The sequence below is a fragment of the Candidatus Manganitrophus morganii genome, from assembly GCA_021651055.1.
Taxonomy (GTDB): domain Bacteria; phylum Nitrospirota; class Nitrospiria; order SBBL01; family Manganitrophaceae; genus Manganitrophus; species Manganitrophus morganii.
This window is the reverse complement of record JAJHOH010000001.1, coordinates 4,158,189-4,184,582: the sequence shown is the minus strand read 5'-3', so window position 1 is coordinate 4,184,582 and position 26,394 is coordinate 4,158,189. Positions and strand designations below refer to the sequence as shown.

General features: G+C 57.5%; 22 protein-coding genes. 17 read left to right on the top strand and 5 right to left on the bottom strand.

All coding sequences use genetic code 11. From position 1 onward, the window contains the following. Positions 1-2: 2 nt before the first annotated feature. The 10 genes from MCM46_19210 to MCM46_19165 all read left to right on the top strand — a co-directional run bounded on the left by MCM46_19210 (position 3) and on the right by MCM46_19165 (position 12,685). Complete coding sequence (locus MCM46_19210; protein ID MCG3113939.1) at positions 3-959, top strand: hypothetical protein; 957 nt, start codon at positions 3-5, stop codon at positions 957-959. An 11-nt stretch (positions 960-970) separates the two neighbouring features. Further along, positions 971-1,888: a hypothetical protein gene (locus tag MCM46_19205; GenBank protein ID MCG3113938.1), complete on the top strand. Its 918-nt coding sequence runs from the start codon at positions 971-973 to the stop codon at positions 1,886-1,888. Positions 1,889-1,974: 86 nt separating this feature from the next. Then, positions 1,975-2,175, top strand: coding sequence for a hypothetical protein (locus tag MCM46_19200; protein ID MCG3113937.1), 201 nt, complete (start codon positions 1,975-1,977; stop codon positions 2,173-2,175). Between the two features lie 516 nt (positions 2,176-2,691). Further along, the gene (locus MCM46_19195) at positions 2,692-3,279 is read left to right on the top strand and encodes a CHRD domain-containing protein (GenBank protein MCG3113936.1); all 588 of its coding nucleotides are present in this window, start codon (positions 2,692-2,694) and stop codon (positions 3,277-3,279) included. Positions 3,280-3,431: 152 nt separating this feature from the next. Continuing rightward, complete coding sequence (locus MCM46_19190) at positions 3,432-5,507, top strand: sigma 54-interacting transcriptional regulator (protein MCG3113935.1); 2,076 nt, start codon at positions 3,432-3,434, stop codon at positions 5,505-5,507. Positions 5,508-5,706: 199 nt separating this feature from the next. Further along, the gene (locus MCM46_19185) at positions 5,707-6,000 is read left to right on the top strand and encodes a hypothetical protein (GenBank protein ID MCG3113934.1); all 294 of its coding nucleotides are present in this window, start codon (positions 5,707-5,709) and stop codon (positions 5,998-6,000) included. An 18-nt stretch (positions 6,001-6,018) separates the two neighbouring features. Beyond that, complete coding sequence (locus MCM46_19180; GenBank protein MCG3113933.1) at positions 6,019-7,260, top strand: efflux RND transporter periplasmic adaptor subunit; 1,242 nt, start codon at positions 6,019-6,021, stop codon at positions 7,258-7,260. Continuing rightward, positions 7,257-10,430: a multidrug efflux RND transporter permease subunit gene (locus MCM46_19175; GenBank protein ID MCG3113932.1), complete on the top strand. Its 3,174-nt coding sequence runs from the start codon at positions 7,257-7,259 to the stop codon at positions 10,428-10,430. Before MCM46_19180 ends, MCM46_19175 begins: the two co-directional genes overlap by 4 nt. A 1-nt stretch (position 10,431) precedes the next feature. Continuing rightward, positions 10,432-11,871 (top strand): efflux transporter outer membrane subunit, encoded by a 1,440-nt coding sequence (locus MCM46_19170; protein ID MCG3113931.1) that lies wholly within the window; start codon positions 10,432-10,434, stop codon positions 11,869-11,871. Positions 11,872-11,953: 82 nt separating this feature from the next. After that, entirely contained in the window at positions 11,954-12,685 is a 732-nt protein-coding gene (locus tag MCM46_19165; GenBank protein ID MCG3113930.1) for a cytochrome b/b6 domain-containing protein, read from the top strand. Positions 12,686-12,769: 84 nt separating this feature from the next. Here the strand turns inward: MCM46_19165 and MCM46_19160 are convergent, their stop codons facing one another. Together MCM46_19160 and MCM46_19155 are read right to left on the bottom strand one after the other, a co-directional pair. Continuing rightward, a complete protein-coding gene (locus MCM46_19160; protein MCG3113929.1) occupies positions 12,770-13,501 on the bottom strand; it encodes an intradiol ring-cleavage dioxygenase in 732 nt (243 codons plus the stop codon). Between the two features lie 108 nt (positions 13,502-13,609). Continuing rightward, a complete protein-coding gene (locus MCM46_19155; protein MCG3113928.1) occupies positions 13,610-14,680 on the bottom strand; it encodes a HEAT repeat domain-containing protein in 1,071 nt (356 codons plus the stop codon). A 583-nt stretch (positions 14,681-15,263) separates the two neighbouring features. On the opposite strand from MCM46_19155, the gene MCM46_19150 reads away from it, so the two are divergent. The 5 genes from MCM46_19150 (at position 15,264) to MCM46_19130 (ending at position 20,002) form a co-directional block, all read left to right on the top strand. Next, positions 15,264-15,503, top strand: coding sequence for a hypothetical protein (locus MCM46_19150; protein ID MCG3113927.1), 240 nt, complete (start codon positions 15,264-15,266; stop codon positions 15,501-15,503). 198 nt (positions 15,504-15,701) lie between these two features. Further along, positions 15,702-17,084 (top strand): glutamine synthetase family protein, encoded by a 1,383-nt coding sequence (locus tag MCM46_19145; GenBank protein MCG3113926.1) that lies wholly within the window; start codon positions 15,702-15,704, stop codon positions 17,082-17,084. 4 nt (positions 17,085-17,088) lie between these two features. Next, positions 17,089-17,799 carry a gamma-glutamyl-gamma-aminobutyrate hydrolase family protein gene (locus tag MCM46_19140; GenBank protein MCG3113925.1) on the top strand — a complete coding sequence of 237 codons (711 nt, stop codon included), beginning with the start codon at positions 17,089-17,091 and terminating at the stop codon, positions 17,797-17,799. 17 nt (positions 17,800-17,816) lie between these two features. Beyond that, positions 17,817-18,590 (top strand): glucose 1-dehydrogenase, encoded by a 774-nt coding sequence (locus MCM46_19135; GenBank protein MCG3113924.1) that lies wholly within the window; start codon positions 17,817-17,819, stop codon positions 18,588-18,590. Between the two features lie 38 nt (positions 18,591-18,628). Continuing rightward, on the top strand, positions 18,629-20,002 hold the full coding sequence (locus tag MCM46_19130; GenBank protein MCG3113923.1) for an aldehyde dehydrogenase family protein: 1,374 nt from the start codon (positions 18,629-18,631) through the stop codon (positions 20,000-20,002). A 34-nt stretch (positions 20,003-20,036) separates the two neighbouring features. On the opposite strand, the gene MCM46_19125 is transcribed toward MCM46_19130, so the two are convergent. Continuing rightward, the gene (locus MCM46_19125) at positions 20,037-21,473 is read right to left on the bottom strand and encodes a hypothetical protein (protein MCG3113922.1); all 1,437 of its coding nucleotides are present in this window, start codon (positions 21,471-21,473) and stop codon (positions 20,037-20,039) included. A 171-nt stretch (positions 21,474-21,644) separates the two neighbouring features. On the opposite strand from MCM46_19125, the gene MCM46_19120 reads away from it, so the two are divergent. Then, the gene (locus MCM46_19120) at positions 21,645-23,444 is read left to right on the top strand and encodes a glycoside hydrolase family 15 protein (GenBank protein ID MCG3113921.1); all 1,800 of its coding nucleotides are present in this window, start codon (positions 21,645-21,647) and stop codon (positions 23,442-23,444) included. Here MCM46_19120 and MCM46_19115 read toward each other — a convergent pair. Continuing rightward, positions 23,432-23,905, bottom strand: coding sequence for a hypothetical protein (locus tag MCM46_19115; GenBank protein ID MCG3113920.1), 474 nt, complete (start codon positions 23,903-23,905; stop codon positions 23,432-23,434). The two genes, MCM46_19120 and MCM46_19115, sit on opposite strands and share 13 nt — an antisense overlap. A gap of 17 nt (positions 23,906-23,922) precedes the next feature. Further along, positions 23,923-25,146 carry a glutathione-dependent formaldehyde dehydrogenase gene (locus MCM46_19110; protein MCG3113919.1) on the bottom strand — a complete coding sequence of 408 codons (1,224 nt, stop codon included), beginning with the start codon at positions 25,144-25,146 and terminating at the stop codon, positions 23,923-23,925. A gap of 212 nt (positions 25,147-25,358) precedes the next feature. On the opposite strand from MCM46_19110, the gene MCM46_19105 reads away from it, so the two are divergent. Further along, positions 25,359-26,231, top strand: a complete 873-nt coding sequence (locus tag MCM46_19105; GenBank protein MCG3113918.1) for an NAD(P)-dependent oxidoreductase — start codon at positions 25,359-25,361, stop codon at positions 26,229-26,231. Positions 26,232-26,394 lie beyond the last annotated feature (163 nt).

Here is a 26,394-nt window from a genome sequence, read left to right as displayed (position 1 = left end):
AGATGACCGAACCGATCGCACTTCCCCCGAGCATCTCAAAATCCAAACAAGGCCAAACCGAATTCGTCACCTCCGATTTCGGCCATGTCTACGTTCCGTCGCGCGTCCTCTACAAAGGAAGCACCGGCTTGCAGGAGATCGAGGTGTATGAGACCGACACCTTCGGCCGGATCATGTTCCTCGACGGCAAGATCCAGGTCTCTTACCTCGACGAAGAGCGCTACCATCAATACCTCGTTCAAGGACCGCTCCTCGCCTGCGAGAATCCCAAGAGCATTTACATCATCGGCGGCGGGGACGGCGGCGCAATCGAAGAGGCGGCGAAACATCCCGGCATCGAGCGGATCGTGATGGCGGAGATCGATCAGGTCGTCATCGACAAATCGAAGGAATATCTTCCGGAGATCTCGCGCGGCGCCTTCAATGACAAACGACTCGACCTTCGCTGCGTCGATGCGCTGAAGGACTTGCAGGAAGAAAAAAACCGTTACGACGTGATCATTGTCGATCTCACCGAACCGCACGGCCCATCTAAGATGCTCTACACGAAAGAGTTCTACCAGCTCCTCGCCTCGCGCCTGACGGAAGGAGGAATGGTCGGCGTTCACACCGACAACTTCGATCTTTTCCCCCAATCGTATGGAACGATCTACAACACATTGAAGTCGGCCTTCGGCGCCAACATTCTGACCGCGCACGTCGGGATGCCCTGCTTCGGGATGGAGTGGTCGTACCGGATCGTCTCGCCGTATCGGATCAACTTCGAGCGGATCGAGAAAAACTTCCGCGCCGCCGTTCAACGCGGCATGCAGCTCGATTATTTCCACCCCTCCACCTATCTCGCCCAGCCGACGGCGCGCGAGCGGGCCGTCGGCGAAAAATTCAACCGCGTCTCCACCAACGCCAGCCCCTATGACAAGTTCGAGCAAGCGGCAACCTACATCACCGGGAAAATATAGAGCGGGGAGTCATGGGAACAAAACCGGGCGAATGGTCAGTGAAAGCGCCGCTGAGCGCCCCGCGATCCCATCCCGCGGTCGCAGTTCACGGCGGCAAGATCTACTCTTTCGGCGGCGGCGGTCCCGCTTTCAAAAGCCTCAACCTCTCTGAAGTCTACGATCCCAAAACCAACCGGTGGTCCTCGCTTCGGCCGATGCCGACCCTCCGTTCCGGCGCGATGGCGGCGACGATCGGCGATGCGATTTATGTGATCGGCGGCGGGTTCAAAAAGCCCGACGGAAAATTCAAATTTCTCACCACGGTCGAAGCCTACTTCCCGAAGGAAGATCGATGGGAAACCGGCCCCGACCTTCTCCAACCGCACGATTATCCCGCTTTCGACATCCTCGACGGAAAAATCTACATCATCGGCGGCCATCACCCGAACGCCACCGAAGGAGGCCCGCAGACCGATCCGGCTTTTTCGTTCTCAGAGCGCTGGTCACCCGAAATGAAAGGATGGGAAGAGATCGCCCCGATGCCGACGCCGCGCTTTGCCGCTTCCGCCATCGTCATGAACGGACAACTCTCGGTCTTAGGCGGGGTCGCATTTACCCCGCAGGGGTTCAACGAATACGACCGGATCGAGACCTTCGATCCCAAGCAAGGGAACTGGACGGTCAGCGCGCTAAGGCTTCCCTGGGGTTCGGCAGGGCAGGGAGCCTGCGTGGTAAATGACCGGCTCTACATCTTCGGCGGCTTCCGCGGAGACGAGGGGATCGGCACCCACGGGGCAATCTTTGATCCGCCTTCAAAGAAATGGTCGGAGCTTCCGCCAATGCCGGAGGCGAGGGCCGCGATGGGAATCGCCGTCATTGATGGAACGATCTACCTCCTCGGGGGCTGGGCGAAGGATCGGTCGGTAATGGGGTCGGTGGTCGCTTTTTAGAGGAGTAGTAGAATTGATTTAAACCTTCTAAACACTCTGATATAATTCAAGGGTGATCTTTTCAAAAAATAGGAAGGAATATCGATATGCTGGATTTAAAACGACTTAAGCTTCAATACGTTACTGATAAAGGTGGTGAGAAAAAGGCGGTTATCTTACCCATAGAAGAATTTGAGGAGCTCATTGAAGATATTGAAGACCTTGCTGCTGTTGCAGAGCGCCGCGAAGAGCCGACCGTCCCACATGAGGAATTAATCACAGAGCTGAAACGAGATGGCCTTATTTAGTATCCGCTGGAAAAGCTCCGCCGTAAAAGAATTAAAAAGGCTTTCCAAAGATACTATTTCAAGAATCATCAAAACAGTAGAAAAATTATCCGAAACACCGTATCCCGACGGCGTTCGCAAACTAGTCGGGTCAGAACATACCTATCGTATTCGGATCGGGGACTACCGGGTCATTTATACCATACTCCGCTCAGACCTTGTAATCGAAATAGTCCGAGTGGGACATCGCAAAGATATTTACAATAAATAAATCCTATTTCACTCTTTTTAAAATCATAAAACGTCGCTTTTCTTGCTCCTTTAGCAAGGAATCATAGAAAATACCTTCCACAATGGTTCTCCATCACACACCTTTCTCATGTCACCTGCATCTTCTTGATAAATAAACCTTGACCTTTGAAAGTAATTTCAACTACCCTCAATAATTGACCGACCATCCGATTTCGGTCTGATTCGGCAAGATCGATCCAGGAAGACAAACCATCAACCGTCTAACCAAACAGAGGGGGAACGAAGATGAAAAAATCTCTAACATACCTCCTAATAGGTGCCGCGCTCATCCTGCTTCAAACCGCACCCGCTTTTTCGCACGAAGACAATGACGATGGACCGCCGCCCGCTCGACCGCCCAGGCCGATCGGACTCTCCGCCCGATTAGGGGGGCTGCCCGAGGTGCCTTCGGTGTCGACCACGGGGAGTGGTCAATTCAGGGCAACCGTCAATGCGGATCGGACTGAAATCAGCTGGTCGTTGAGTTATGACAACACAGAAGGGGAAATCTTCATGGCCCATATCCACTTCGGACAGCAACATACCAACGGAGGGATCTCCGTCTGGTTCTGCGGCGATCCCGACAGCCCCTCTCCACCGCCGCCCTCGGTTCCCGCCGGTCTTCCCATCTGCCCGCTGAGCGGGACCTTGGAGGGATCGTTCACCGCTGCGGACGTCATCGGTCCGGCCGGGCAGGGGATCGCCGCCGGCGAGTTCGAAGAGTTCGTAAACGCCATCCTCAGCGGAGCCACGTACGTCAACGTGCACTCCCTCAAACATCCTCCCGGTGAAATCCGCGGACAAATCGATTCACGCCGGTTCGGCCCGCGCTGAGATTCGTCTACATTTCGAAAATCCACCGGCCAAGGGGGTTGCGCCTCCTTGGCCGGTTTTGTTTCAGGAGGTCCCTCAAAGGAAGATGAAATTGATTTTGTAAAGAACATGGCCTATAGTATAAACCGGTCAAAAGGATTGATCCTTCCCTTATGAACAACGCATCAGAGCAGACCCCGGATCAGCAGGTCGAGCGGTATCGCTCCCTGCTGGAAGTTACGGAGGCGATCGCCCTCCATCGGGATCTTCATGAACTCTTTCGAGATCTCGCCAAACGCCTTCCACAAGTCGTTTCCGTTCATTTCGTCGGCCTCTCCTTATACAATGCCGAACGCAACACGGTTCGCCTTCATACCCTCCAGGCAAACGTTCCGGCGGAGATCATCGGCGGTCACGAATCATCCCTTGAAAACTCCCCGGCCGGGTTCGTGTGGCAACAACAGGATGCGCTGATCGTTCACGATGTGAATGAGGAACACCGCTGGCCCGAAACGATCCGAAGAATGAAGGAGGACGGGATCAACTCATTCTGCGTTGTGCCGCTGACGACACCGGTAGGCCGATTGGGTGCGATCATTTTTTCGAGCTTGAAGAAGGCCGCTTACGACGGCTGCGATCTTGAATTCTTGAAGCAGGTCGGCAAACAGGTTGCGCTCGCCGTCGAGAATGCGCTGAACTTCCAAAACGCCCAGTCGTATCAGAAGCAGCTGACGCATGAACGCGACCGGCAGCGTTTACTTTTGGAGATCAACAACGCGGTGGTTTCCCACCTTAATTTGCGGGATCTCCTGAAAGCCATCTCCGCCGGCCTGCGCCAAGTCATCCCGCACGACTTCGCCGGCATCTCGCTTTATGACCCCGAGAGTCGCCAGTTGCTCTCTCATGCGCTCGACTTTCCAAAGAATCAGGAGTTCTTCGGAATCGGCCTTCCCATCCCGATCGAGGGGACACCGACCGGGCGCGCATTCACCTCGCGCCAAACCGTCCTCGTGCGCCATCTCGATCTCGCTCAGTTTCCGGAAGAAGTGATCAAAAGCGCCGCCGCGGAAGGATTGAAATCAGGTTGCAGTATTCCTCTCATCTCGCATAACCGGGTGCTGGGAACGCTTGACATTGCAAGCCTGCATGACGATGCCTTCACCGAACAGGATGCGGAGCTTCTCACACAAGTCGGAAGCCAGATCGCGATCGCCGTCGAGAACGCCCTCGCCTATCAGCAGATTGAAGCGCTTAAAAACAAATTGGCCAAAGAGAAGCTTTACCTTGAAGAAGAGATCCGCGCCACCGGACACAACTTCGAAGAGATCGTCGGTGAGAGTGCGGTGCTGAAGCGAATCCTCCAGCAGGTGGAGACCGTGGCGCCGACCGATTCCACGGTGCTGATTCAGGGGGAAACCGGCACCGGCAAGGAGCTTATCGCACGGGCGATCCACAATCTCAGCGGACGACACGAGCGGACATTCGTGAAGATGAACTGTGCCGCGATTCCCACCGGGTTGTTGGAGAGTGAGTTGTTCGGCCATGAGCGGGGCGCCTTCACCGGCGCGATCGCGCAAAAGATCGGCCGGTTCGAGTTGGCCCATCAGGGAACGTTGTTCCTGGACGAGATTGGGGACATCTCTTTAGAGCTGCAGTCCAAATTACTCCGAGTGCTTCAGGAACAAGAATTCGAGCGGCTCGGGAGCAACCGAACGATTAAAGTGAACGTCCGCCTGATCACGGCGACAAACCAGGATCTTGCTCAAATGGTCGCCGAGAAACATTTCCGGGGCGACCTTTACTACCGTCTCAACGTCTTTCCGGTCACCCTCCCTTCGCTGCGGGAGCGCACCGAGGATATCCCTTTGCTCATCCGTTATTTCGCCCAAAAATATGCACGGCAGATGAATAAACCAATCGAGACGATTCCCGCAGAGGCGATCGCGGCCCTCTCGAAGTACTCCTGGCCCGGGAACATCCGTGAGCTCGAAAACCTGATCGAGCGCTCCGTCATCCTCTCCCAGGGAACCGAGCTGCGTGTTCCTCTCGGAGAGATGAAGGGGTCCGCGGCGGCTTCGTCTGATGGAAACGCCACACTGGAAGCGGCGGAGCGCAAACATATCCTCCATGTTCTCCAAGAAACCAATTGGGTCATCGGCGGGCCCTCCGGCGCCGCGGCCCGCCTCGGCATGAAGCGGACGACCCTGCAATCAAAGATTCAAAGGCTCGGCATTACCCGCCCTTCATAACGCCGACCCTTCGGCACCTGCCGATATATCGGCACGCCATCATCGGCACCTTCCCCCGAATCCTCCATACAGCTTTTCCGAATTAATTCTATTTCTCTTTGTTTATCGGGCTTTAACTCCTTGCCCCATCGCAAGCCTCTTTTGGAATAGAGATTGCTCTCTGTTGGAGGCAACAAGTTGGACAAGGAGTCGATGCACCATGTTGAAGATCACGACAGAAACAGACCCCGGCCGAACGGGGATCACCCTCGAAGGAAAGCTGGCCGGACCGTGGGTGAACGAGTTAGCGCTCTGTTGGCAAGCCGCCGCGGCCCAGTCGCCGAACAGCGTCCAGGTCAATCTCGCCTCGGTGACGTTTATCGATGATGAGGGAAAAGCGCTCCTGATGGAGATGTACCGGAGCGGCGTTGAACTCGTGGCGAACGGTTGTATGAACCGGTGTGTCATTGAAAAAATTATCTCCTCCGTCGAAGAACGGAAGAGAAAGATATAAAGAAGGGGGAGGAACAAAATGAACCTACTTTGGAGACGGAAACAGATCAAGAGAAAAGAAACAAAAGGGGGTGTCGATTCGCGGACGGGGATGCGCCTGTTCACCCTCCTCGTCTTCCTGGCGGTGGGGCTGCAAGGCTGCGGCAATGAGGCGACCTCCGCGGCGCCTCCTCCCGTCCCTGAAGTGTCGGTGGTGACCGTCTCGACAGAGACGATCCCCGATGAGCCGGAATTCATCGGACAGGCGGAGTCTTCCCGGCCGGTCGAAATCCGATCTCAGGTGACCGGCATCGTGAAGGAGCGATTCTTCCCGGAGGGCCGCGAAGTCAAGAAGGGGGATCGGCTCTATCAGATCGATCCGATTCCATTTCAGGCCGCCTTCTCCAGCGCAAACGCGCGGGTGGCCCAAGCCGAGGCGCGGCGGAGGCAGGCGAGTCAGAATATGGACCGTATCCGCCCCCTTTTGGAAGAGCAGGCGGTCAGCCGAAAGGATTTCGATGACGCGGTCGCCGAAGAGCTGGCGGCGGAAGCGATTTTGGAAGGGGCGAAAGGGGAGTGGGTGAAGGCGAAGTTCGATCTCGACAACACCCTGATCACCGCCCCGATTTCCGGCCTGATCGAGCGGACCCGGGTCTATGAAGGCCGCCTCGTCTCGGCGCAGAGCGATCTGCTCACCGTCATCCATCAGGTGAATCCGATCTATGTCACGGTGAACGCGCCGGAAAGCTACTTTTTACAGAAGCGAAGAGAGATCGCAGAAAGGAAGATCGCGGGAACCGACCTCTACCAGCTTCGCGGGGTCATCTCCTTCACTGACGGCACGACCTACTCCCACGAAGGGAAATTGGATTTTGCCGATGTCGTCTATCGGAGCGAGACCGGGTCGCGGCAGGGACGGTTCGTCTTCCCGAATCCCGACCGAATCCTCCTCCCCGGGCAGTTCATTAAAGTCCGCGTGAAGGGTTATACGAAGCCCGACGCCATCCTCCTGCCGCAGCAGGCAGTGCAGCAAGGGCCGAAGGGACCGATCGTCTTTGTGGTGGGAAAGGAAAAGCGGATCGAGATCCGGAGCGTCCAGGCGAGCGGATGGATCGGCAGCCGGTGGCTGATCGAGCAAGGGCTCCAGCCGGGAGAGCAGGTGGTGGTCGACGGACTGCACCGGGTGATGCCGGGAGCGCCGGTGAACCCGGTCCCGATGATCACCGCGAAAACGGCTTCCGCAGGTCAATCAATCGAATCAAAGAAGGAGGAAGTCCGATGAGTCCGCGATTCTTTATCGATCGGCCGATCTTCGCGTCGGTCCTCTCCATCGTCATCGTGGTCGTCGGACTCGTGGCGATGCGGGCCCTTCCGATCGCTCAGTTTCCCGACATCACCCCGCCGGTGGTGCAGATCGACGCCGACTATCCGGGGGCGAGCGCCGAGGTGGTGGCGAACGCGGTCGCCCGTCCCATCGAAGTGCAGCTGCCGGGGATCGACAACCTTCTCTATTTCGAATCGACCAGCACCAACGACGGCCACATGACGATCAAGGTGACCTTCGAGATCGGGACCGACATCGATATCGCGCAGGTCCAGACGCAAAACCGGGTAAAGCTTGCGGAGCCGCAGATCCCGCAGGAGGTCACCCGCCAGGGGGTGACGGTCAAAAAACTCTCCTCCGATCTTTTGGCGGTGATCACCTTAAGCTCCGACGATCCACGGTACGACACCCTTTTTCTTTCCAACTACGCCACGCTCCAAATCCTCGACAATATCCGGCGTGTGCCGGGAATCGGCGACGCGACCGTCTTCGGGCAGCAGAACTACAGCATGCGGCTGATTCTCAACCCGGACCGGATGGCGCAGCTTCAAATCACGCCGACCGATATCGTGAACATCGTTCGGGAGCAGAACCGCGACTTTCCCTCCGGCACCATCGGACGGGAGCCGGCGCTCAAAGGAACCCTGTTGACCTTCCCCGTGATCACGCAGGGGCGTCTCACCGAGGTGAAAGATTTCGAAGCGCTGATCATCCGGGCCCTCCCGGACGGATCGATGGTCCGGCTCAAGGATGTGGCCCGCGTCGAGCTCGGCGCCCAGAGTTATGCCTTGGAATCGCGGAAGGACAAGAAGCCGACCACCTTCATCCTCGCCTTCCTTTCTCCGGGAGCGAATGCCCTCGATTCCATCAGCCAAGTCCGTCAAGCGATGGGGGAGATGTCGAAAAATTTCCCGACCGGCGTCACCTGGGAGATCCCCTTCGATACGACCCCTTTCATCCAGGTCTCGATCGACGAGGTCGTGAAAACCCTGATCGAAGCGATGATCTTGGTGATCCTCGTCGTCTACCTCTTCTTGCAGAGCTGGCGGGCGACGTTGATCCCGACCCTGGCGGTGCCGGTCTCGTTGATCGGGACCTTCGCCGGAATGTACGCCCTCGGCTTCTCGATCAACACGCTGACCCTCTTCGGAATGATCCTGGCGGTCGGCATCGTCGTCGATGACGCGATTGTCGTCGTCGAAAATGTCGAGCGGCATATGGCGCTCGGCCTTAGGCCGAGAGAGGCGGCGAAAAAGGCGATGGAGGAGGTAACCGGTCCGGTCATCGCGATCGTCCTGGTCCTCTGCTCGGTCTTCATCCCGGTCGCCTTCCTCGGCGGGATCACCGGAGAGCTCTACAAACAGTTTGCGATCACGATCGCCATGTCGGTGACGATCTCGGGGTTGGTGGCGCTCACCCTCAGCCCGGCCCTCAGCGCGCTCATCCTCAAACCGGGACACAGCGAGCCGAATCGATTCTTCCGTCTCTTCAATCGGCTCTTCGATCGAATCCGCGACGGCTACAGCGCCGCGGTCGCCGGAATGTTGAAACGGTCGCTCCTCTTTGTCGGGATCTTCGGCGTCATCTTGTTCCTCTCGATCGGCATGTTCAAATTCATTCCGAGCGGCTTCCTGCCGGAAGAGGACCAGGGCTACTTTATCGGGATGGTCCAGCTTCCCGACGGCGCTTCCAAACAGCGGACCGACGAGGTGTTGGAGCGGCTGGAGGACTATTTCCACTCTGATCCGAGAATCAGACATACCAATGTCCTCTCCGGGCAGAATTTCGTCTTCAGCACCAGGGGATCGAACGCGGCGACGATCTTTCTGCCGTTGAAAGATTGGGACGAGCGGACCGATCCGCAGGATCATGTCAAGTCGATCATCGGCGCCGCGTTCGGGGAATTTTCAAAAATCCCCGAAGCGCTGGTCCTCGCCTTCAATCCCCCTCCGATTCGGGGTCTCGGCGCCACGGGGGGGTTCTCCGCGCAGCTGCAAGACCCGCTCGGGGGAGATTTCAGGGCCTTCTCCGATGCGACGCAGGAATTCATCGCCAAGGCGCGTCAAGAGCCGGCGATCGGAGGGATCGGGACCAACTTCCGCGTCAGCGCCCCCCGGCTTTACGCCAAGGTCGACCGGGAGCGGGCGAAGGCGCTCGGGGTGTCGATCTCCGATATCTTCGATACGATGCAGGCTTACTTCGGCAATTTCTACATCAACGACTTCATCAAATCGGGGAGGGTCTATCGGGTGCAGACCGAAGCGGACCCGGAGTACCGCTCCAGCCCCGACGATATCGCGAATCTCTACGTCCGCGCGCAGAACGGAAAGATGATCCCGCTGAGCGCCGTGATCACGACCGAATTTACCAGCGGCCCCGATCCGGTCACCCACTTCAACGGCCTCAACTCGGCCCTGTTGCTCGGATCGGCGGCGCCCGGTTACAGCTCGGGCCAGACACTCGACGCGCTGGATCGTTTGGCAAAAGAGGTCTTGGAGCCGAAAGGTTACCAACTCGATTGGAGCGGAATCTCCTATCAGGAGCGAAAGGGGAGCAGCCAATCGCTTCTGGTCTTCGGGATTGGTCTGTTGATGGTCTTTTTGGTCCTGGCGGCCCAGTATGAAAGCTGGTCGATCCCCTTTGTCGTCAATCTCGCCGTTCCTTTCGGGATCTTCGGCGCCTTAGCGGCCGTCTGGCTGCGCGGGCTGACCAACGACATTTACTTTCAGATCGGGCTGGTGACCCTCATCGGCCTCTCGGCGAAGAACGCGATCTTGATCACGGAGTTCGTCCATCAACGCTATAAGGAAGGGGTGCCGCTAATCCAGGCGGCGGTGGAGGGATCGCGCCTTCGGTTCCGGCCGATCATCATGACCTCGATGGCGTTTATCCTGGGGATTTTACCGCTCGTCATCGCGAACGGGGCGGGGGCGGCCAGCCGCCACTCGATCGGCACCGGGGTCTTCGGGGGGATGTTGGCCGAATCGGTCGTCGCCATTTTCTTTACCCCGCTCTTCTTTGTGGTGGTCCAGAAGTTCACGAGCCGATTCTCCATCCGGAAGCCGGCCGCGCCGATACCGGCGAATGCCGAGCCGGCCACACTCCAACCGACCGTAGGAGGACATTGACATGCGCTTCATGAGCCTGATCATTCTATCGCTGTTGATCACCGCGTGCGCCATGGGGCCCGATTACACCCGGCCCAACGTTCCGGTTCCTGACTCTTTCCGGATGGCCGAGACCGAGGAGACCCAATCGATCGCCAACCTCCCCTGGTGGGAGCTCCTTCGCGACGAGGAACTTCAGAAGCTGGTTCGAATCGCGTTGCATGAGAACAAAAACCTGCAACTCGCCGTCGCGAGGGTCGAAGCCTTCCAGGCCTTCTTGGGGAGCGCGCGGATGGAATTCGCTCCCCAACTGAACGCCACGGCCAATCTTCCGTTCGGCAAGTTAAACGCGGTCAACATCCCCAGGGTTCCCTCGTCCAGCAGTTATTATGGACAGGCCAATCTGTCGTGGGAGCTCGACATTTGGGGCCGGGTCCGAAGAGCGAACGAAGCGGCGCGGGCGCAACTCTTGGCGGAGGAAGAAAATCGGCGGGCCGTGGTCTTGGAGCTGGTGGCAAGCGTCGCCCAAGCTTACTTCGATCTTCGTCAATTGGATATGCAGTTGGAGATCGGAAAGGAAGCGCTTCAGTCGTGGGAGGAATCGGTTGAGATCGCCGAAGCGCGATTGCGGCAAGGGCTGATCACCCGGTTGGATGTCGATCAGTTCGAAGCGGAGCGGGCGAACGCCGCGGCCCGGCTGTTCGAGCTGGAGCGGGCGATGATTCAGAAGGAGAACGAGCTGAGCGTCCTGCTGGGGAGAAACCCGGCTCGAATCGGAAGAGGCCGATCGCTGACCGAGCAGGGAATGCCCCCCGAGGTGCCGGCCGGTTTGCCTTCGGAACTCCTTCAGCGCCGGCCCGACATCCTCCGATCGGAACAAGACCTGGCCGCCGCAACGGCCCGGATCGGAGTGGCCAAGGCGTCCCGTTTCCCGACGATCAGCTTGACGGGAATCCTCGGTGTGGCAAGTCCCCAACTCTCCGGCCTGGAGGAGGGGAACTTCGGCGCGGCCGGTGTTGGATTGTTCGCTCCTCTTTTCAACGCCCGGACATTCGGGTTCGAGCAGAAGGCGGCGGAGGCGCAAGCAAGACAGGTGTTGGCGCTATACGAGCAGACGGTGATCATCGCCTTTAGAGAGGTTGAAGATGCGCTTGTCGCGGTTCGTACGGCGCGCGATCAAAACAAGGCAGAGGAAAGTCAGGTTGCAGCGCTGCAGTCGGCCCTTCATCTGGCCGATCTGCGCTATCAAAGCGGGCATTCCAATTATCTCGATGTCCTCACCGCCAAGCGCAATCTTTACGAAGCGGAGCTGGCTCTGACCGCCACCCGCCGGCTTCATCTGGTATCGATCGTCCAGCTCTACAAGGCGCTCGGCGGGGGATGGGAGCCGGCGATGGAACAGCCGCGATCGACCCGGTTCCCTCCTGATTTGCATTGGGGGGAGCCGATCCAACCGGGATGACAAAATAGAGGGGTCCTGTTTTTACGCTCCCTTTTGACAGCAGGAACCGGTCGTGATATCTTCGGTCCGGGAAGGTATTCCGATGGGGAAAGCCAATGACAAAAATCAAGATCCAACCGATGCGATCGGTCCGGGAGAGCCCCTTTCACCGCCGGTGATTCGATCGAAGACCGCCGGTCCGGAGCGTTTGTCTCCCGCCCCCGAGGTGTTTCGCCATCCCTTTTTTATCCGGCTCACCCATTGGATCAATGCGCTTTGTCTTCTTATGTTGGTTATCAGCGGCTTTCAGATCTACACGGGCCGTCAATGGCTCTTCGGCCGGTGGCACCACTTCTTGTTCGCCTGGATCTTCTCGTTCAACGGGCTGGTCTATGTCGCTTACAGCCTCGCCAGCGGACATCTTCTCAGAAATCTTTTTCCAGGTTGGAGCGACTTCCGGAAAATCGGATCGACCCTCCGGGACACCCTCTTCTTTCGCCATCCGAAAGGAGAGGAAGCGACCCGATACAACGTCCTTCAAAAAACCGCCTACACGGGGGTCGTTTTCATTTTGGGGCCGTTGGTTCTTCTGACCGGCCTCGCCAGCTCCGCGCGGGGCGAAGCGGTCTTTCCCATCCTGCACGACCTCTTCGGCACACGTAAAAGAGCGCAGTCGATTCACTTTAACTTGACGATCCTCTTCATCGCTTATACCGCCCTCCACCTTTTGATGGTGATCCTCACCGGATTCGGCAACAACCTCCGGTCGATGCTCACCGGCTGGTACCGCGTCCCACCTTTGGACGAAGGCAACGAAAAAGAAAAGAGGGGATAACGGGATCCGGCGGCTTTAAGAAAAGGGGCTCGCTCCGTTTATTCCGGAAGAGGTTGGCGGGCGAAGAAGAATCTCCCTCCGCTTCTAGGTCAATTGAAGACCGATATCGAACGTCCCCGCATATCCACCCTCCGGCTGTTTTGTCAACGGAAGCATCAGCTCTTCGCCGCCGTTTTCAAAAATGCCGTCCTGGTGATTCGTCGTTCGCCGACCTTTGCTGTAGGGGGGTTGGGTGAAAACCTCGTCGGTGAGGGCATCGTCGAAATAAATCTGCGAGGTAAATTCGTACCCGAACATCGACGATGGGTTGAGGCGGATCTTAAAGTGAATGTGGACCGTCCTGCCGGGGTACCAACCGGGATAAATCGTCAGAAACGGCGCCGTCCCATCGGCGTCGGTCATCTGGTAGCCGCGCAAGAACTTCTTTCCCCGCGTGTCGAAGGAGTCGTCGCGAACATCCGAATAGACGCCGGCGGCGTCGCATTGCCAAACATCGACCATGGCCCCTTCGATCGGCGCGCAGGCATTGTCGCGAATGCCATGAACCCGGATCGCGAGTTGCAGTGGAACCCCTTCCTTGACCGATCCGTCCGTGGGGTCGGTACGAATGTCGGAGCGGTTGAGCCGCTCATCGACAAAATAGGGCCCTTCCATCTGCTCGGGACGCACGATGCAGGGAGGGATGGAGACAATCGCCGGCTTTCGAGCCCAAAGGCGCCGCCACCAACCGGGGCCGGCGCCCGGCTCGCACCCCACCAGCAGCGCGGCAGCGGCTGTCCCTATCAAACCGAGCAATGATCGTCGGCTAAGCGCCATTGGCTTCCTCCTTTAAGCAATGTTCCCATGATACTATTTTCAGACCCCGCAGGTAAAGGAAGCAGGGTCTGTAACAAAGGGCAAGTGGGTCTCTGTGCGGATGCTGATTTATCGGAGGCTGATACTGGATCGCCTTACGGCTTCAAGCGCTTTCGATGTTCCAATCCTTTCGAGGGCGGACTTCGCATCCAAGCTGACGATCAATTCCTGATCATCGAGGAGCTTGATGAGGGAGGGGACGGCTTCAACCGCGGGCTGCTCCATCGATTTGATCGCGTAAGCCGCCCACGAGCGAACGATAAAATTGGTTGAACCGAGCGCTTCAATCGTATTCGACAATGCGGAGAGACCGATCTTTCCGAGCGCGCTCGCCGCTGCAAAACCGATCTCCTGATCAGCCATCGCGGCAACGAGCGGAGAAACGGCATTTTTCGATTTGGAGCCGCGGGAGCCAAGCGCATTCACCGCGGACAGGCGCGCTTTCGGGTGACTCTCTTCGCTTCTTACGAGCTCGATCAGCGCTTCTGTCGGATCAATCTCTTCGGGTAAATGATAAAATGCGTTTTTTGAAATCAACTCTCTCTGCCGATCGCTTCCGCTTTGGATGATTTCGATAAGATCATCGACCTTGCCGATCTTTCCCAACGCGACAGAGGCGCAATCAGGAACATCCTGGCTCACTTCATCGAGCAGATCGATCAGGGTCGGGATCGCTTCTTCCGCTCCTTTTCCCATTTTTCCCAACGTCTGGCAGGCTCCAAGACGAATGTTCGGGTCTTCGTCTCTTAAAGCGTCGATGAGGGCCGGGATCGCCGTACGACGCAGATTGGAAACCAAGGTCATCACGACGTCGCGTCTTTCGTTGTCCGGCTCTCGAAGATAAGCAACCATGACAGGTACCGCCGACTCGGTTTCATTTCCCAACGACGCAAGGAGCACCGCTGCATTGAGCTGAACATCCGCGTCTTTATCTTCGAGCGCTTCTACCAGAAGAGGGAGGTAGTGCACCTGTTCTGAAAGCGCGAATCGGCCGACCTCCTGCAAAGCCAGCAAACGCACAAACGATTGGCCCGACCGAAGCCGCTCCGGCAGAGGGTCGGACGATTGGGCCATGAGCGAGGGCGAAGCATAGAAGAAAACCATCACGACGAACAAGAATGTTTTTATTCGTGGGAACATCGTTATTGAACTCACCTGATGTCGATTGTTTTGGTTGATGCCAACGATATCGGTTAGTATACCAAAGAAGTAAATTTCGGGAGGAGACCCGATTCCTGAGAAATGAGACTCTTTTTCCTCTGTTCGCCCATTCGTCAGCCGATTCCATTCACCCGCCTTTCGTCGCATTCCCCACAAAAATGTAGATCGCGAGTTTGGATGAAAAAAGTTTCTCCACATTTTTATGCATCCCATGCTCGTATAAAAAATAAATATTCTTGATACTAAAACCATGAATGGTGTGCGTCTCGGATGAAAAAGAGCGAGGCGGTCATTCTGGCATACCCTTTGCTCTTATCGGGGGACAGAAGACAATGAAGCTCTTCAAGGAGCAATGGCGCTCCTTACCTGAACGGGTAGGGAGCGCTTTTTATTTAACGGAGGGACAATGCAGAGTTCATGGCAAGTTGGAGCGTTTATCATCAGCTCGCTTTTGATCTTGGCCCTGTTTGTTCAATCGATGATCTCCATTGACAGAGATCTCCGAAATCGTCAGGCCCGAATCAAAGAAAAGGGATCTTCATTAGAGCAATAGGAGGAAGCCATGTTTGAAGAAATTTTGGAGTATGGAATTCCAATCATGATCGCCGCGGCGTTTCTCAGTTTTATTTGGGCGTTCATTCTGACCGCAGTGAAGTCGCCCGAGCCTTTGGAAGAAAAACCGATTCAGTCCAAAACCGATCCGAATTGGGTCTATCCGATGCCGCCCCTGAAAGAGTCGGAATTGACCTTCTGTGAGAGATCCGAATCTCACGAAATCGAGCCGCAGACCACGGCGGTTTGATCTTCCCAGAAATAGAGGCATGATCGTATCGAGCCGATCCTTCCTAAACGAAGGAACGGGGCTGAAAATATTCTTCCAAAAATACGCTTTCCTTGTCTCCCGACGGAAAATCCTCTTTTCACCCTCACCTTAATCGGGTATCATAAATATATTCTATAACGACACCTGAACTCCGTCCAAAAAGGGAGGCGCCTTCCGATGTCATCGAAAATTCCAGGCATGTTGACGCAGGATGAGCTCGCCCGGCGGGTGAGCGCGGGGGAGATCGATACGGTCCTGCTCGTCTTCACCGATCACTACGGCCGCTTCATGGGAAAGCGGCTCGACGCCGATTTCTTTTTGGAAGACGCCGCCAAAAAGGGGACCCACGCCTGCGATTATCTCCTGACGGTCGACATGGAGATGGAGCCGGTGCCGGGATACCGGTTCGCCAATTGGGAGAAGGGCTATGGCGACTTTCATCTCGTTCCCGACTTCGCCACGCTGCGGGTCGCGAGCTGGCTGGAGAAGACGGCGCTCCTGATTTGCGACGTGGAGAACGAGAAGAACCATCGTCCAGTGGTCCAGGCGCCCCGTTCGATTTTGAGAAAACAGATCGACCGGGCTGCAAAGATGGGGTACCGGGCGATCGCCGCCTCGGAGCTCGAGTATTATATCTACAAAAACTCTTACCGCGACGCCGCGGCCAAAGGCTACAACGGGCTAGAGCCGGCCGGCTGGTATCTGGAAGATTATCATGCCCTGCAGGGGGCGCGCGAAGAGGGGTTCAACGGCGCGGCCCGCCGCCACCTCAAACACTCCGGCATCCCGGTGGAGACCTCGAAAGGGGAGTGGGGGCTGGGGCAACATGAGTTGAATGTCCGCTACGCCGACATCCTCACCATGGCCGACCGCCACGTGATCTTCAAGCAATGCTTGAAGGAGATCGCCGAGCAGATGGGATTAAGCGTCACTTTCATGGCGAAGATCGCAGCCGACCAGGCCGGATCGAGCTGTCACATCCACTTGAGCCTCTGGCAGAAGAATCACCCCGCCTTTCCCGGAAAACAGCGCCTCGGTCCGGTCGCCTGTTCCGAAACCTTTCGCTGGTTCCTCGGCGGCTGGATCGCCCATGTCCCGGAGATGATGGTCTTCTATGCGCCGACCATCAATTCATACAAACGATACCAGGCCGGCTCCTGGGCGCCGACGCGGATGGCCTGGAGCTACGATAACCGGACCGCCGGCTTCCGCGTGGTGGGGGAAGGGAACAGCCTGCGGATCGAGTGCCGGATCCCCGGCGCCGATTGCAATCCGTACCTCGCCTTCGCCGCCGCGCTGGCCTCCGGACTCGACGGTATCGAGAACCGGATCGAGCCGCCGCCGATCTTCGAGGGAGATGTCTACGCGGCGCAGCATCTCCCCCGCGTTCCGCGCACCCTCCGCGAAGCGACCGATCTCTTCGAGAAGAGCGGATTCGCCAAGCGCGCTTTAGGCGAAGAAGTGGCCGAGCACTACCTTCACTTCTATCGAACGGAGCAGGAAGCGTACGACAAAGCAGTGACCGATTGGGAACGCCGACGATATTTTGAAAGGATCTGACCGAATGTCCCCTCCGCTCATTGGGATCACCACCTACGGCCGCGGTGAGAACAACCGCTTTTATCTTCCGGCGCAGTATGTCGATGCGGTCCGCCGCGCCGGGGGCATTCCGCTCCTCCTTCCTCCCGGAGAGCCTCACACGGAGAGTCTCTTGGTCCAACTCGAAGGGTTGATTCTGACCGGCGGCGGGGATATCGATCCGGCCCTCTACGGCGGCGCCCCCCATCCGGCGATCTACATGGTCGATCCGGAGCGGGATAAAAGCGAGATCGCCCTGGTCCAATACAGCGCGCAATCGGCGTTGCCGACGTTGGGAGTTTGCCGCGGCAGCCAGGTCATCAACGTCGCCCTGGGGGGGACATTGATCGAACACCTCCCCGATGCGGTCGGTGAAACGATCTTCCACCGGCTCCCGCCCCGGGAGCCGACACAACATTCGATTCGGCTCACGGCGGGATGCCGTCTCGCCGAAATCCTCTTTCAAGAGGAATTCCTCGCCCCCTCCTGGCATCATCAGGCGATTCGCCAGCCGGCCCCCGGTTTGAAAGTGGTCGCGCAGGCTCCCGACGGAACAGCGGAGGCGGTCGAGATGTCCGATCATCCTTGGCTGATCGGGGTTCAGTGGCATCCGGAGCTGGCCGCCGCCGATGAGCCGCTTCATCAAAAGCTCTTCAATGCCCTCGTCAGCGCCGCTTCAGATTGGAAACGAAGATAAAAAATAAGGAGAGGACGATGCGGTTAAGAGATAAGGTCGCTCTGATCACGGGGGCGGGAAGTGGAATCGGGATGGAAGCGGCCCTCCTTTTTTCGAGCGAAGGGGCCGGGATCGTGGCGGTCGATGTCAACGACGCCGCCGGAAAAGAGACGGTGAAACAGATCGAATTGAAGGGGGGCAAGGCGATCTATGTCCACGCAGACGTTTCCAAAGGGGATGACTGTAACAAGATGGTCGCCGCGGCGGAACAGACCTTCGGAAAACTGAACATTCTTTTCAACAATGCCGGGATCATGGACAGCAACGACGACAACGCCATGACGACCGAAGAAACGGTCTGGGAGAAAACGATGGCGATCAACCTCAAAGGGGTTTTCCTCGGCTGCAAATATGGCATTCCCGCGTTAAAAAGGGCCGGAGGGGGATCGATCATCAACACCGCCTCGTTCGTCGCCGTCCTCGGCGCGGCCACCCCGCAACTGGCCTACACGGCGAGCAAAGGGGGGGTTCTCGCGATGACGCGGGAATTGGCGGTGATTCATGCGCGGGAGGGAATTCGGGTCAACGCCCTCTGCCCCGGTCCGCTCCGGACGGAGTTGTTGATGAAGTTCCTGAACACGGAGCAGAAGAAGCAGCGGCGGCTGGTCCACATTCCGATGGGCCGGTTCGGGGAAGCGAGGGAGATCGCCAAGGCGGCCCTTTTCCTCGCCTCCGACGATTCGTCGTACATGACCGGCGCGTCGTTGATGGTAGACGGCGGGATCACCGCCGCGTATGTGACGCCGGAGTAAGCCCCTCTTTATGGAAGAAAAATCACAGGAGGAAAGCGGTGTATCTGAAAGTCATTAATCCTTATGATCAAAAACTTCTCATCGAGCTGCCGTTCGACCGGGGAAAGGAGATCGAAGGGAAAGTCGCCGGCGCGCGCAAGGCGTATGAGCGATGGCGCCGTCTTTCTCTGGAAGAACGGGCGCGCCGCGTCGAGCAGGGGCTGAAATACTTTCGAGATCATGCCGACGAAATCGCCCGCGACATCACGCTGCAGATGGGAAAACCGTTGACACAGGCGCGGAATGAGGTGAAGGGCTTCTTCCATCGGGCCGAATATATGCTCTCGATCGCGAAGGAAACCCTCGCCCCCGAGATCCTTCCGGGAAAGCCTGGTTTTCATCTTCGGATCGAGCATGCGCCGCTCGGCGTCGTCTACAACATCGCCCCCTGGAACTATCCGCTGCTGACCGCGGTGAATGTGGTCGTTCCGGCGCTCCTGGCGGGGAACAGCGTCCTGTTGAAACACAGTCCGCTTACACCGCTGATCGGCCGCCACTTTGAAGCGGCCTTCGGCGAGCTCGACCCGCCGAATCTCGTCACCAGCCTCATTCTAACCGACAGGGACGCCTCTCAGCTGATCGGCGACCCACGGATCAACTACGTTGCCTTCACCGGATCGGTCGCCACCGGAAGGAAGGTCTATCAGCAAGCGGCAAAGCGACTGATCGACGCGGGGCTCGAGCTGGGAGGAAAAGATCCGGCCTACGTGGCCGCGGATGCCGATCTCGACTTTGCCGCGGAGAACATCGTCGACGGCGCCTGCTACAACGCCGGGCAGTCGTGCTGCGCGGTGGAGCGGGTCTATGTCCATCACTCCCTCTATAAAAAATTCATCGAGCGGGCGAGAGAAGTAATGAAACAATATCAGCTCGGCAATCCGATCGACGAGAAGACGACGCTCGGTCCACTCGCCCGCCGGGAAGCGTTGCCGTTTTTGGAAAGCCAGGTGAAGGAGGGGGTTCGCCGCGGGGCGCGGCTTCTTCTCGGCGGAAAACGGGTCAAGGGGATGAAGGGAAATTTCTTCGAGCCGACTTTATTGACCGACGTTCCGAACCACGCCAAGGTAATGCAAGAGGAGAGCTTCGGTCCGCTCGTCCCGGTCCTCTCGGTCAAAGACGACGGCGAGGCGCTCGCCCGGATGAACGAGAGCCGCTACGGCCTCACCGCCTCCATCTGGACACGCGATCGGATGCGGGCCGAGCTCATCGCGCGGGAGTTGGAGGCGGGGACCGTTTTCCAAAACCGCTGCGACTACCTCGATCCTTGCTTGCCCTGGACAGGAGCGAGAGAAAGCGGAATCGGCTCGACGTTGTCACGATACGGGTTCTATCACCTGACGAGACGGAAGGGGATTCATTTCAGAGCGAGATAGGGGCAGGCGTATGTGCCTGCCTGTCTTACTATTATTATTCCAGCCGCCAAAGATCGTTCAACGGCGTTAATGACTCCGTGCCGCCGAACAACAGAAAGTGCCCGGCGGGAACGGCCGTCGGAAAAGTCCGCGCGGGAGGTCCTCCCGAGGGTCCATCGGCAGTCGCAAAAGTGTCGTCTTGTAAAACGAAGGCATAGATTTTATCATCGGACGAATTATCGAAATCGCCTCCTCCGAAAAGAAGAAACTTGCTACCGTCCCAGAACGACGCCGCACAGCAGCGGGCCGAAGGCGCCGTTCCTACAGAAGGGGTGAGTTCTTTCCACGTCGCCGTTGTAAAAGTCTGATCAAACGTTAACGTCCAAAGATCTCCGAGCTGAACGGGTCCACCCTGTCCAAATCCCGATCCACCGAAGATGATCATTCGACGGTTTGTTGAATCATAACCGACCGCCATGCAGCAGCGGGCCGAAGGGCCACTAGTCGCAGGGATCAGGATCTGTCGCCAGGTAGGAACCACTTGCATTGTTGCCTCTTCTAAGACCCAGACATCATTTAATATGGCCACTCCCGTCTGAACACCACCGAACACGATCATGATATCTGCTTGCTCATCGTAGACCGCTCCATGCCCCCAGCGAACAGGGGGGGAACCGTTGGGGAACAGTTGCTGCCAGGTTGGTGACACTCCATCTGCATCCGCATTTGAAAGTAGCCAGAGATCATTCTGAAGGGAGTTAAAATTTCCGTCTATATCTTCCGAGCCTCCAAACACAACCATTTTATTGGTCTGCTTATTGTATATCGCTGTATGGCTGGCGCGGCTTGAAGGTGGAACACCAATAGCATTAAACTGAGGCCAATTAGGACTCCCTAAATCACCTGAAGCATTCGATAAGACCCACAGATCTTGTAATGTTATCGCCTGAGTTTTTCCTCCGAAAATAATCATCCTGTCCGTCGTAGAGTTGTAAACCGCCGTGTGGCTGTCGCGTGCCGGAGGGTCGGTCAATGGGTTCAACGCTGTCCACTTTCCCGGCATCGCGCCGACGGCCGCGGAAGGATTGCTTTCGCTGCCGCCTGAAACCGCAGTGACGCCATAGAAGCGGGGAATGCCGTTGGTCAGATTGTCGTGGACGAATGGACTGGTCACCCCTTCGATCTTATTCCAGGTGGGGGTCGTGGTGTCGGGAGAGGTAGACCAATAGAGGTTAAATGAGTCGGCGTTTCCGGAGCTGAGCGCAAAGGTCAACGTGTTCTCACCATCTCCCGGAACAGCCGAGATCGACAGGTTGGGGTTCTGCGATCCTCCCCCTCCGGTGCTTCCTCCCCCGAAGCAGTTTGCGGTGGCGCAAGCTCCACCGCCCCCCCCTCCGGTCGTACTGTCGCCGTCGCATCCCGCGAGGAGAAGGATCATCGTGAGAAAGCCTAGAAAAAATGCCGTCTGCCGTTGAATTGAAATCGATTTCATCTTATCCCGCCATGGTAAATTAATTTATAAAGATTAACTGAATTCTAAAATAGATTCAAGCCCTATCTGATGAACCGCCGCGCCATCGCTTGCCTCTCCTCCCATCTTTCCTTTACCATGATAGAAAGAGATCTCGCCTCACCGGCCCTCGTTTATTATAGCGTATGACGCATGGCGCTTCAAACGATTCCCAAAATTTCAGATTACGCCCTCATCGGCGACTCCCGCTGCGCGGCGCTCATCTCCAACACCGGGTCGATCGATTGGCTCTGTCTGCCCCGGTTCGACAGCCCGTCTATCTTTAACCGTCTCCTCGACTGTCTGCGCGGAGGTTATTTCGCCATCCGGCCAACGGGCGCCTACTCGACCCGGCGCCGCTACATCCACGACACCAACCTCTTGATCACCGAGTTCCATACCCGAAGCGGCATCGTTCGAATGACCGATTTTATGCCGGCCCTGACGGAGGAAGAAAAGCAGGAGATGATGATCCCGTTCCGCAGCATCCTGCGGATTGTGGAGGGGATTGACGGAAATGTCGAGATGGAAGTGGACTGTTTTCCTCGCCCGAATGACGGACAGCTGATCCCCCAATTCAAACGCCGAGGCCGGGAAGGATATTTTGCCGATATCGACGGGGGACTCTTTCATCTTGCCTCCGATTGCTTTATGGAAATGAAGCGCGAGGGGCTGTCTGGGAAGTGGACGATCGGAGGCGGGGAGCGATCCGTCTTCTGGCTCGCCTATGCGCGGGATGCCCCGGCCGTTTATCCGCGGCTGGACGAAGGGGTCGATGATGTGAAGGAGCGTTCCATTCGATACTGGCGAGCGTGGGCCGGTGGCTGCAATTACCGGGGGCCCTACCGAGATGCGGTGGTTCGAAGCGCCCTCATTTTAAAGCTCCTCTCCTTCGCGCCCTCGAATGCCATTGTGGCGGCCCCGATAACGTCGCTCCCGGAGGCGATCGGATTCAACCGAAACTGGGACTATCGCTACTGCTGGCTGCGAGACGCCTCCTTCACGGCTCAGATCTTCTTCCGCCTCGGATTCCGAGAAGAAGCCGCCGGGTTTGTTCAGTGGCTCATGCATGCGACACGCCTGACGCAGCCCTCATTGAAGGTCGTGTATGACGTCTACGGCCGTCTTGGTAAACCTCAGCGGGAGGTCGAATATCTCGAAGGTTATCGCGGCTCGCGGCCGGTGCGGGTCGGCAACAACGCGGAAGCGCAATATCAGCTCGACGTCTACGGCGAAGTGATGGACGCTTTGTGGCTCTATACGCAGAACGGATGCCGTTTCGACAGGGACATGCAGCGGAGTTTCTGCCGGATGGCCGATTACGTCGCCGACCACTGGAGTTATCCCGACCACGGCATTTGGGAAATTCCCGGGCCGCGCCAGCATTACGTCCATTCCAAAGTGCTCTGTTGGACGGCGCTCGATCGAGCCTTACATATTGCTCAAAGACTCGGCCTCTCATGCGATCAAAGACGATGGGAACGAACGGGGAGGGAGATCCGGGAGATTATCCTGAGAGAAGGATTTCATCCGGCGCTCGGCAGCTTTACGCAAACGCTCGGAGGATCGGCGCTCGACGCAACCGCCTTTATCTTCCCGCTGGTCGGTTTTATCGAGCCGAAAGATCCGCGACTGAAATGGACGGTCGACGCCCTGGAAAAAGAGCTCGCCCTTGAAGATCTGGTCTACCGCTATCGGATCGACGACGGATTGGAGGGGGAAGAAGGAACCTTCCTCGCCTGCGCGTTCTGGCGGGTGGAGGCGCTCTGTATGCTCGATCGCCGCGCCGAAGCGGCCGCCCTCTTCGAGAAGCTCAACCGCCGGGCCAATGAAGTCGGTCTCTACTCGGAGGAAATTCGCGAAGACGGCTTCTTTCTCGGCAACTTCCCCCAGGCGCTCTCCCACCTTTCGCACATTGCGGCGGCGCTTCGACTGGCCGATCACAAGTTATAAAAGGACCCCAGGACTATACCGAAGGCGAAATGAGCGATCATGGTGACGGCCGGCGTCTGATAACCATAATGCAGGGCGAGGAAGCCGGGGGGCTCCAGAAGCCGGGTGGGGGTGGGTCCCCAGAATTCCGAAGCCATCCTCGGATGGACCCCCGGCAGGAGGGGAAGGACGACGATCAAAACAAACGCTCCGTGAGCGATCCCCATCAGCGCCCCCAGCCACCAGGAGACGAATCCGAACCCGCTGAAGAAAACCGCATAGAGAAGCGAGAAAAGAAAACCGTTGATGAAGTGAACGACCGATCCGATCACCTTGGCGAAATCGCGGTTCGACGTAAACATCGTTCCCAACATGAACGGGATGTCCATCCGAGTATAACCGAGGCCTTCCGCGCCCCGCATGAGGGTCGTCAACAATCCGGTCGCCAATAAACCCCAGAGAATAATGTCGTTCCAATTCACGATTTCCGCAACCTTTGTTATGACGCGACCTCCGCCGGTTCCAGCTTTACCTTGATCCAACCGGGCTCCCGTTTATCGAAGGCTTTGTAGGCATCGAGCGCCGCATCGAACGATTCATGCTGTGTGAGGACTTCGGTCGGATCGATCACGCCGGTCATAATCATCTCGATCAATATGGGGATATACTTTCGATGGTTGCAATTCCCCATGTTGAGGGTCAGGTTCTTGTTCATCGCCTTCCCGATCGGGAAAAATCGATCGCTCTCCGGATAGACGCCGATGATCGAAAGGGTTCCCGCCTTCGCCAGCGCGTCGACCGCCCAGACCGAAGCGATCGAAGGCGCGTCGCCCGGATGCCAGTTGTCTCCCTGCGGCTGCGTCTGCTGCGCGATCTCCTGGCGCTCCTGCCGGAATTGCTGCTCCCTCTGTTTGAGTTGCTCCGCCGCCGGTCCCTGATGCGGCCGGGAGGCGTCGACGCCGACGGCATCGATGGCGCGGTCCACTCCGATTCCGCCGGTGAGCCTCCGAATCGCTTGGACCGGATCTTCCTGATTGTAATCGATCGGAATCGCACCTTGCGCCCGCGCCATCTCCAGACGGGAGGGAATCGTGTCGATGGCGAAAACCATCCCCGCATCGTGGAGATTGGCGCTCGCAATGGCGAACTGTCCGACCGGACCGCAGCCGAAAACGGCGACCGCATCTCCCGGACCGATCTCCGCCAGCCGGGCGCCGAAGTAGCCGGTCGGGAAGATGTCCGAAAGTAGAATCGCTTCATCATCGGTCAGCCCTTCCGGCGCGAGAACCAGCGTCGAATTGGCGAAGGGAATGCGGGCCCGTTCCGCCTGGAGCCCGTTGATCGGGCCGGTCTGCGCGGGACCGCCGAAGAAAGCGGTTCCGGCCAGCGGGCCGTTGGGATTGGCGTTGTCGCACTGAGAGGTATATCCGTCCCGACAGTAGGAACAGTAGCCGCAAGAGATCGTGGAGGGGATAATGACCCGGTCGCCGACGCTGAAATTGCGGACATCGGGTCCCAGCTCCTCGATGATTCCAACCCCTTCATGTCCCAAGATCGTTCCCGGTTTCATCCCCGGCATCGTCCCCCGGATCATATGAAGGTCGGTCCCGCAGATGGCGCTTGCGACAATACGGACGACGGCATCGTTCGGCTTCTCAATCCGCGGATCGGGAACCTCTTCGTATCGAATATCACCCACACCGTGAAACACAACCGCTTTCATAGGACCTCCTTATCTCATTACGGACTCGTTGGACCGGGCCGTCTTCTCCCTCACCCGGATCGATGATCTTCATCGACAGAATAGCCTTTCTTCCGAGCGCTGTCTATTTCACTCATAAGATTAATCCGATCGAGCGAGGCGCCAACACGTTAGAAATTGGGATTGTCATCCGATTTTCGATCTGATATAGATGGTTCGACAAGGAGGAACCGATGAAGATTGCATTTCTGGGATTGGGGATCATGGGGAGCCGGATGGCCGAGCGTCTGATTCGTGCCGGGTTCGAACTGACCGTCTGGAACCGAACACCGGGAAAGGCCGAAGGGCTGAAAAAGATGGGCGCCAAAGAGGCGACCTCACCGAAAGAAGCGGCAGCCGAGGCCGACACGGCGATCACCATGCTGGCTGATCCGGCTTCTGTTGAACAGGTGGTCCTCAAAGGGGGCCTGCTGGAGGGATTGAAGAAAGGGAGCCTCTACATCGATATGACGACCGTCTCCCCGGAAACCTCCAAAAAGCTCGGCGCCGCATGCGCCGAGCGGGGCGTCGCCTTTCTCGACGCGCCGATGACCGGGAGCAAACCGGCGGCCGCCGCCGGCGAGCTCCTCCTGATGGTCGGAGGAGACGCAACGGTCCTGGAACGGGCCCGGCCGGTCCTGCAGCCGATGTCGAAAAAGATCGTTCATATGGGAGCGATCGGGCAAGGATCGTTGATGAAGCTGGTCAACAATTTGTCGATGGCCGGGGCGATGGCGACCTTCTTCGAAGGATTTACCCTGGGAAAACGGGGCGGCCTCTCCGGAGAAGCGATCCTGGAGGTCTTGACCTCCGGCGCGCTCGCTTCTCCCTTATTGCGACTGAAAGGAGAAGCGGTCCTGAAGGAAAACTTCGAGCCGCTCTTTTCGTTGAAGCACATGGCCAAGGATGTTCACCTGGCGGTGGAAGAATCGGAACGAAAGGAATTCGAGGCGCCCATCTCGCGCCTCCTGGACGGTCTCTTTCAAGAAGCGCAGCGGAGGAATTTCGGAGAAGAAGACTACGCCGCGCTGATCAAGGTGTTCGGCGTGACCGGAGAGAAGAAGTGAAAATCCTATAGAGGGCTATCCCGAAATGATGAGAAAAGGCTGAAACAACCGTTCAAATCGAACAGTTTGTTCCGGCTTTAACAAGCGCGGATCATGGATGGATCGTCCCGCAAAACCCTCGATCTCTTTAATTTATTGCCGTACCACTTAAATTATGCTATAT

Excerpts from the sequence above, each read along its gene's own strand:
- MCM46_19210 (MCG3113939.1), top strand. The coding sequence starts at position 3 with ATGACCGAACCGATCGCACTTCCCCCGAGCATCTCAAAATCCAAACAA.
- MCM46_19205 (MCG3113938.1), top strand. The coding sequence starts at position 971 with ATGGGAACAAAACCGGGCGAATGGTCAGTGAAAGCGCCGCTGAGCGCC.
- MCM46_19200 (MCG3113937.1), top strand. The coding sequence starts at position 1,975 with ATGCTGGATTTAAAACGACTTAAGCTTCAATACGTTACTGATAAAGGT.
- MCM46_19195 (MCG3113936.1), top strand. The coding sequence starts at position 2,692 with ATGAAAAAATCTCTAACATACCTCCTAATAGGTGCCGCGCTCATCCTG.
- MCM46_19190 (MCG3113935.1), top strand. The coding sequence starts at position 3,432 with ATGAACAACGCATCAGAGCAGACCCCGGATCAGCAGGTCGAGCGGTAT.
- MCM46_19185 (MCG3113934.1), top strand. The coding sequence starts at position 5,707 with ATGTTGAAGATCACGACAGAAACAGACCCCGGCCGAACGGGGATCACC.
- MCM46_19180 (MCG3113933.1), top strand. The coding sequence starts at position 6,019 with ATGAACCTACTTTGGAGACGGAAACAGATCAAGAGAAAAGAAACAAAA.
- MCM46_19175 (MCG3113932.1), top strand. The coding sequence starts at position 7,257 with ATGAGTCCGCGATTCTTTATCGATCGGCCGATCTTCGCGTCGGTCCTC.
- MCM46_19170 (MCG3113931.1), top strand. The coding sequence starts at position 10,432 with ATGCGCTTCATGAGCCTGATCATTCTATCGCTGTTGATCACCGCGTGC.
- MCM46_19165 (MCG3113930.1), top strand. The coding sequence starts at position 11,954 with ATGGGGAAAGCCAATGACAAAAATCAAGATCCAACCGATGCGATCGGT.
- MCM46_19160 (MCG3113929.1), bottom strand. The coding sequence starts at position 13,501 with ATGGCGCTTAGCCGACGATCATTGCTCGGTTTGATAGGGACAGCCGCT.
- MCM46_19155 (MCG3113928.1), bottom strand. The coding sequence starts at position 14,680 with ATGTTCCCACGAATAAAAACATTCTTGTTCGTCGTGATGGTTTTCTTC.
- MCM46_19150 (MCG3113927.1), top strand. The coding sequence starts at position 15,264 with ATGTTTGAAGAAATTTTGGAGTATGGAATTCCAATCATGATCGCCGCG.
- MCM46_19145 (MCG3113926.1), top strand. The coding sequence starts at position 15,702 with ATGTCATCGAAAATTCCAGGCATGTTGACGCAGGATGAGCTCGCCCGG.
- MCM46_19140 (MCG3113925.1), top strand. The coding sequence starts at position 17,089 with ATGTCCCCTCCGCTCATTGGGATCACCACCTACGGCCGCGGTGAGAAC.
- MCM46_19135 (MCG3113924.1), top strand. The coding sequence starts at position 17,817 with ATGCGGTTAAGAGATAAGGTCGCTCTGATCACGGGGGCGGGAAGTGGA.
- MCM46_19125 (MCG3113922.1), bottom strand. The coding sequence starts at position 21,473 with ATGAAATCGATTTCAATTCAACGGCAGACGGCATTTTTTCTAGGCTTT.
- MCM46_19120 (MCG3113921.1), top strand. The coding sequence starts at position 21,645 with ATGGCGCTTCAAACGATTCCCAAAATTTCAGATTACGCCCTCATCGGC.
- MCM46_19110 (MCG3113919.1), bottom strand. The coding sequence starts at position 25,146 with ATGAAAGCGGTTGTGTTTCACGGTGTGGGTGATATTCGATACGAAGAG.
- MCM46_19105 (MCG3113918.1), top strand. The coding sequence starts at position 25,359 with ATGAAGATTGCATTTCTGGGATTGGGGATCATGGGGAGCCGGATGGCC.